5 protein-coding genes are annotated in these 5251 nt (G+C 69.2%); all 5 read right to left on the bottom strand.

Features of this window, described 5'->3' with window-relative positions; genetic code table 11:
* Nucleotides 1-4: 4 nt before the first annotated feature.
* Nucleotides 5-1687, bottom strand: a complete 1683-nt coding sequence (rpsA, locus tag AACZ35_RS12080; RefSeq protein ID WP_188662163.1) for a 30S ribosomal protein S1 — start codon at nt 1685-1687, stop codon at nt 5-7.
* Nucleotides 1688-1847: 160 nt separating this feature from the next.
* A complete protein-coding gene (gene cmk / locus AACZ35_RS12075; protein ID WP_339829638.1) occupies nt 1848-2540 on the bottom strand; it encodes a (d)CMP kinase in 693 nt (230 codons plus the stop codon).
* A gap of 10 nt (nt 2541-2550) precedes the next feature.
* Nucleotides 2551-3876: a 3-phosphoshikimate 1-carboxyvinyltransferase gene (gene aroA / locus AACZ35_RS12070; RefSeq protein ID WP_339829635.1), complete on the bottom strand. Its 1326-nt coding sequence runs from the start codon at nt 3874-3876 to the stop codon at nt 2551-2553.
* The gene (gene hisC / locus AACZ35_RS12065; RefSeq protein ID WP_339829632.1) at nt 3873-4988 is read right to left on the bottom strand and encodes a histidinol-phosphate transaminase; all 1116 of its coding nucleotides are present in this window, start codon (nt 4986-4988) and stop codon (nt 3873-3875) included. The genes aroA and hisC overlap by 4 nt, the downstream gene beginning before the upstream one ends.
* Nucleotides 4989-4990: 2 nt before the next feature.
* A partial coding sequence (locus tag AACZ35_RS12060) for an ACT domain-containing protein (RefSeq protein ID WP_339829629.1) occupies nt 4991-5251 on the bottom strand: 261 nt, incomplete at its 5' end.

Here is a 5251-nt window from a genome sequence, read left to right as displayed (position 1 = left end):
CGGTTTACTCGCCCTTGCTCAGCTGTTCGCGCAGCAGCGCACCGAGCTTGGTGGTGCCGGCGGCCGCGTCGGAAGCCTTGTTGACCTCGGCCAGGGTGTCGGCCAGCTCGGCCTCGTCCTTGGCGCGGATCGACAGCTGCATGGTACGGCCCTTGCGGTCCATGCCCATGAACTTGGCTTCGACGGCATCACCGACCTTGAGGTAGGTGGTGGCGTCTTCGACGCGTTCCTTGGCGATGTCGTTGGCGCGCAGGTAACCCTCGACGCCGCCCTCGAGCTCGATGGTGGCGCCGCGGGCATCAACTTCCTTGACGACGCCGTTGACGATGGTGCCCTTCTGGGTACCGGCCATGTACTGGCCCACCGGATCCTGCTCGAGCTGCTTGACGCCCAGCGAGATGCGCTCGCGCTCGGGGTCCACGGCCAGCACGACGGCTTCGAGGTTGTCGCCCTTCTTGAAGTTGCGCACGACGTCTTCGCCGGTGGTGTTCCAGGAGATGTCGGACAGGTGCACCAGGCCGTCGATACCGCCGTCGAGGCCGATGAAGATGCCGAAGTCGGTGATCGACTTGATCTGGCCCGAGACCTTGTCACCCTTCTTGTGCAGGGCCGAGAAGGCCTCCCACGGGTTCGGGGTGCACTGCTTGATGCCCAGCGAGATGCGGCGGCGTTCGCCGTCGACGTCGAGCACCATCACTTCCAGTTCGTCGCCCAGCTGGACGACCTTGGACGGGTTGACGTTCTTGTTGGTCCAGTCCATCTCGGACACGTGCACCAGGCCTTCGACGCCCGGCTCGATCTCGACGAACGCGCCGTAATCGGTGACGTTCGAGACCTTGCCGAACAGGCGGGCGCTGGTCGGGTAACGACGGGCGATGTTGTCCCAGGGATCGTCGCCCAGCTGCTTGAGGCCCAGCGAAACGCGGTTGCGCTCGCGGTCGAACTTAAGCACGCGCACGTCCAGCTCGTCGCCGACGTTGACGACTTCGGACGGGTGGCGCACGCGCTTCCAGGCCATGTCGGTGATGTGCAGCAGGCCGTCGATGCCGCCCAGGTCCACGAACGCGCCGTAGTCGGTGAGGTTCTTGACGACACCCTTGATGACGGCACCTTCCTGCAGGCGCTCCATCAGCTGCTCGCGCTCGACGCTCGACTCGGACTCGACCACCGCACGGCGGGAGACCACGACATTGTTGCGCTTGCGGTCAAGCTTGATGATCTTGAACTCGAGTTCCTTGCCTTCCAGGTAACCCGGGTCGCGCACGGGGCGCACGTCCACCAGGGAACCCGGCAGGAACGCACGAACGTCGCGGATGTCGACGGTGAAACCGCCCTTGACCTTGCCGGAGATGCGGCCGGTGACGATCTCGCCGGCTTCCATGGAAGCTTCGAGTTCGTCCCACACCATGGCGCGCTTGGCTTTCTCGCGCGACAGCACGGTCTCGCCGAAGCCGTTCTCGAGGTATTCGAGGGCGACCTTTACGGTCTCGCCGACGGAAACTTCAAGCTCGCCTTCTTCGTTACGGAACTGCTCGATCGGAATGATGCCCTCGGACTTGAGGCCGGCATTGATGACGACCACGTCGTTGCGGATCTCGACCACGGTGCCGGAAACGATGGCACCCGGCTTGAGCTTGGAGAGGGCGCTCTGGCTCTGCTCGAACAGTTCAGCGAAAGATTCAGTCATTGTTGGATACTCGGTTGGACATACGGGCCGGCGGCTCCGCCGCGACCCACCTGTTGGCGCAAGATGCGCGTGAATTTACCCCGCGCCATCGGGCGCGGGAGCTGGTTTCTGCTTTCGGAAACCGCGCCCGGGGGAACGGGATGCGGAATGCTCCGGGGGATCAGGCCTGTCGCGGCTGGCGGAGTTTTTCCGGCAGCACCGACAGCACGCGCTCGATCACCTCGGTGATGGGCGTACCGGTGGAGTCCACGACAACCGCGTCGTCCGCGGGTTTCAGGGGCGCCACCGCACGCCCGGCATCGCGCTCGTCACGAGCGGCGATTTCGTGCAGCAGACTGTCAAGATTAACCGAAACCCCTTTTTCCTTCAACTGCTTATGGCGCCTTTTGGCCCGTTCCTCGGCGCTGGCGGTCAGGAAGACCTTGTAGGCGGCATCCGGGAAGATCACGGTGCCCATGTCCCGGCCGTCGGCCACAAGGCCCGGCAGGCGCCGGAACCGGTGCTGCAGGTCCACCAGGGCGGCCCGGACCGGGGGGTGGGCGGCAATGGCCGAAGCCGCCGCGCCGGCGGTTTCCATGCGCAGCTGGCGGGTGGCGTCCTTGCCGTTCACGATCACGTGCAATTCGCCCGATTCGGCGGTTTCGAAGCGGATTTCGGTGCGGGCGGCGCACTGGGCCACGGCCTCGGGGTCGCTGAGGTCGACGTTTTCCCAGGCCGCGGCCAGGCCCACGGCGCGGTAGATCGCGCCCGAATCGAGGTAATGCCAGCCCAGGCGGTCGGCCACGGCCCGGCTGATGGTGCCCTTGCCGGAGCCGGAGGGCCCATCGATGGTCAGTACGGGGATGCGTGGCATGGGCGGGATTCTAGCCGACCGTACCGTCGGCCTGCAGGCCCAGCCCGACGCCGCAGGCCAGCGCCTCGAAGCCCGGGAAGGACGTGGCGACGTTGGCGCAGTCGCGGATTCGCACCTCGCCGTCGGCGCGCTGGGCGGCGACCGCCAGGGCCATGGCGATGCGGTGGTCGCCGTGGCTCTCGGCCACCCCGCCCTGCAGACTTCCGCCCTGGATGATGGCGCCGTCCGGGGTTTCGACGATGTCCGCGCCCAGGGCCTGCAGGGCCGTGGCCATGGCGGCGATGCGGTCGGATTCTTTCACCCGCAGCTCGGCGGCGCCGGAGACGCGGGTTTCCCCTTCGGCCAGGGCGGCGGCCACGAACAGCGCCGGGAACTCGTCGATCATGTCCGGCACCAGGGCCTCGGGCACATCGATGCCGCGCAGGCGGGCGTGGCGCACGCCCAGGTCGGCCACCGGCTCGCCGCCCTGTTCGCCGGCGGCTTCGACGGTGATGTCGGCGCCCATCGCGCGCAGGGCCTCGAGCAGGCCGGTGCGGCGCGGATTCATGCCGACCTGGCGAAGCCGCAGGTCCGAGCCCGGCACCACAGAGGCCGCCACCAGGAAAAACGCCGCCGAGGAGAAATCGGCCGGCACCACCACGTCGGTGGCGCGCAGCCGGTGCCCGCCTTCGAGGCTGGCTTCGCCGGGTGAAAACCGGACCGGCCAGCCAAAGGCCGCGAGCATGCGTTCGGTGTAGTCGCGGGTCGGGTGCGGCTCCTGCACCCGGGTGGTCCCGCGGGCGTAAAGGCCCGCCAGCAAAACCGCGGACTTGACCTGGGCGCTGGCTACAGGAGATTTGAAATCAATGCCTTGCAGGCCTTTATTCGCGTGAATTCTAAGTGGTGGCAACCCGCCTTCGCCCGCCTCGATGTTCGCGCCCATGGCCCGCAGGGGCGTGATGACGCGCCCCATGGGACGGCGCGACAGCGAGGCGTCGCCGACCAGGGTGCTGTCGAAAGCCTGTCCGGCCAGCAGCCCGGCCAGCAGGCGCATGCCGGTGCCGGCGTTGCCGCAGTCCAGGGGCCCGGTGGCCGCCTGCAGGCCGTGCAGGCCGACGCCGTGCACCACCCGCCGGCTGGCCGAAGGCGCTTCGATGCGCACGCCCAGGCGGGCAAAGATGGCCGCGGTGGCGCGCGTGTCCTCGCCTTCGAGGAAACCCTCGATTTCGCTGCGTCCCTCTGCCAGGGCGCCCAGCATCACCGCGCGGTGCGACACCGATTTGTCGCCGGGGACCTGCAGGTCCCCGCGCAGCGGTCCACCGGTGCCAGCCAGCCAATCCAGCCGGGCCGCCGTCATGCCAGCACCTCGTCCAGGGCCTGCAGGAAGCGGCGGTTCTGCCCGCGCGTGCCCACGGTGATGCGCAGGCACGTCGGCAGCCCGTAGCCGCCCATCGGCCGCGGCACCACGCCGCGGGCCACCAGACCCTGCTCCACCGGCGCCGCGTCGCGGCCGAAATCCACCAGCAGGAAATTGGTCTGCGAGGGCGACACGCCCAGCTCCCGCGCCCGCAGCGCATCGGCCAGCGCCTGGCGCTCGTCCGCATTGGCCTGGCGCACGAATTCCACGTGGGCGCTATCGGCCAGCGCGGCTTCGCCGGCGGCCAGGGCCGGGCCGTTGACGTTGAAGGACTCGCGCAGCCGCTCCATGACCGCCACCAGGCCCGGCGCGGCCACCAGGTAACCCAGGCGCAGCCCGGCCAGGCCGTGGGCCTTGGAGAAGGTGCGGGTCACGACCAGGTTCGGGAAAGCCGGCAGCAGTTCCAGCGCCGAGCCGATCGCCGGCTCGGTGACGTATTCCAGGTAGGCCTCGTCCACCACCACCAGCACCGTCGGCGGCAGCCCGGCCAGGAAGGCCCTGAGCCCGCCGGCGCCGAACCAGGTTCCGGTGGGGTTGTTCGGGTTGGCCAGGTAAACCAGGCGCGTGCGCGGCCCGACCGCCGCGGCCAAAGCGGCCAGGTCGTGTCCGCGTGCCATGGCCTGGCCGTCCGGCAGGGCCGGCGCCTGCACCAGGGTGGCGCCGGCGGACTGGGCGGCCAGCGCGTAAACCGCGAAACCGTACTGCGAGGCCACCACCTCCAGCCCGGGCCCGGCGAAAGCCTGGCCCAGCATCATCAGCAGTTCGTGCGAGCCGTTGCCCAGCATCAGCTGGTTCGCCGCAACGCCATGGTGGGCGGCCAGCGCGCGCCGGAGCGCGCCGCCCAGGGGGTCGGGGTAAACGAAGGCGGTGTCGATCGCGGCCACCGCCGCGGCGCGGGCGGCGGCGCTGGGGCCGTAGCAGTTTTCGTTCGAGCCAAGTTCAACCAGGCCCGGGTGCGCCTGGCGCAGGGCAACCAGGTCCAGGCCCGGGTCGTAGGCGCGCAGTCGCTGCACGCCCGGCTGGGCCAGCGCGGAAAACGCCGCCTCGTCCATGCTCAGAGCAGGGCCACGGGATAGGCCCCGAGGATGCGGATGTCGGCGGCGAACTCACCCAGTTCGGCCAGGGCCGCGGCCACGGGGCCGTCCTGGGCGTGGCCGTCGACGTCGATGAAAAACGCGTACTGCCAGCGCCCGGTATGGGCCGGCCGCGACTCGATGCGGTTCATGCTGACGCCGTGGCGGGCGAAGGGGCTGAGCACGTTGTAGAGCGCGCCGGGCTGGTCGCGCACGAACACCATCAGCGAGGTGCGGTCGTG

It is taken from the genome of uncultured Arenimonas sp. (genome assembly GCF_963976025.1).
Taxonomy (GTDB): domain Bacteria; phylum Pseudomonadota; class Gammaproteobacteria; order Xanthomonadales; family Xanthomonadaceae; genus Arenimonas.
The sequence above is the reverse complement of the archived record's forward strand: the minus strand, read 5'-3'. Positions and strand labels throughout refer to the sequence as shown.